This is a genomic window from Cellulomonas sp. URHD0024 (assembly GCF_000426185.1).
Classification (GTDB): domain Bacteria; phylum Actinomycetota; class Actinomycetes; order Actinomycetales; family Cellulomonadaceae; genus Cellulomonas.
Map to the genome: position 1 here is coordinate 1 of NZ_KE384505.1, position 1,425 is coordinate 1,425.

The 1,425-nt window shown below is 72.8% G+C and carries 1 protein-coding gene; it reads right to left on the minus strand.

Going from position 1 to position 1,425, the window contains the following annotated elements; genetic code table 11:
• Positions 1-65: 65 nt before the first annotated feature.
• Positions 66-1,425, minus strand: a 1,360-nt coding sequence (locus tag I847_RS25865) for an HNH endonuclease signature motif containing protein (RefSeq protein ID WP_231384254.1), incomplete at its 5' end; no start/stop codon positions are given.

Below are 1,425 nucleotides of genomic sequence, written 5' to 3' on the forward strand. Positions count from 1 at the left end.
GCCAGCAGCCGGCGGCACTCGCCAGAAGCGCGCGGCAGCTGCGTCCGAAGCACGCGGCAGCTGCGTCAGAAGGGTGGTGGTCGGTCCTCGGCTGTGCCGCTGTGTCGTGGTGGTGGTGGTGGGTGGGTGGTGAGGGCGGTGTAGTCGATCTGGGCGGGGGTGGGGTGGCGGGCGAAGGTGAGGCCGTCGGCGCTGGTCCACCAGGTGACTCCGGTGGTGGGGTTGCGGTGCACGTTCCAGTGTTTCTTGGTCTTGGCTTGGTGGTGGTGGCGGCACAGGGCGTGCAGGTTGTCGGCGGTGGTTTGGGTGTGCGCGGGTTGGGATGGGTCGTAGGGGGTGATGTGGTCCAGGTCGCAGCGGGTCGCGGGTTGTCGGCAGCCGGGGAAGGTGCAGGTCACGTCGCGGGCGATGATGGTGCGGGTCAGGTCCGCTCCGGGCCGGTAGGTGGTGGTGGCGACGTCGGTGACCAGCCCGGCGGGGTCGGTCAGCAGGCGCCGCCAGGTGCCGTCTTGGGCGAGCTCGCGGGCCATGGCGGCGGTGATGGGCCCGTAGGAGCCGAGCTGGGCGGGGTGCTGGTCCAGTCCGAGCAGGGTGGTCGCGGCGACGGTGACGGTGATGGTGATGGCTTGTCCGTGGCGGCGGGGTAGGGGTGTGCCGTCCGGGGTGGTCTGGCGGTGCAGGATGGTGGTGAACACGTCGGCGAACGCGTCGGCGCGGCGTTGGTCCACGCTTCGCTGGTCGGCGCCGATCCGTGTGGTCCCGGCGAGTGCGTCCAGGACGCTGAACGCCATGACCGCTTCGGGGGCGGGTAGGTAGGCGGACAGCCAGGCCATCCCGTCGGGGGCTGCGGTCAGGGACACGGCCCGGTCGGCGCGGGCGCTGATCTGGCGGGTCTGGGCGGCGTCGGGGTCGGTCGCGATCACCGCGGCGCGTAGGTGGCGGGCCAGCTGGGGTGCGGTCATCCGGGGTGCGGCGGCCAGGCCGAGCCTCACGGTGGTGTCGCGCGCGGCGGGGTCGGCGAGCATCACCTCGGCGAGCAGCACGTCGACCTTGCGGGCGTCCAGGGTCCCGGCCGCCCACGCCTCGTGCACGCTCGGGTGCGTGGCTGTCAGGCAGGCGCGCACGTGCAGCAGCTGTGCTGAGCGTCGGGTGCTCACCAGGGCGCAGGCGAGCTGGTCGGGGACCACGGAGGGGTGCACGGGGCGGCGCACGTCCAGCTCACGCACCGCGACCGCTTGGGCGGCTTGCGCGGCACGGATCAGCTGCTCGAACCCCTGCACCACCGACACCACCCCACCAAAGGACAGGTCCGCCAGCTCCACCCCGTCCAGCAACCCCGCCAGCTCCACCAGCGACACCCCTACCACCGGGAACTCCGGCAGCTCAGCACCCGCCACGGGGAGCACCGGTGGTTCCGTACCGGGC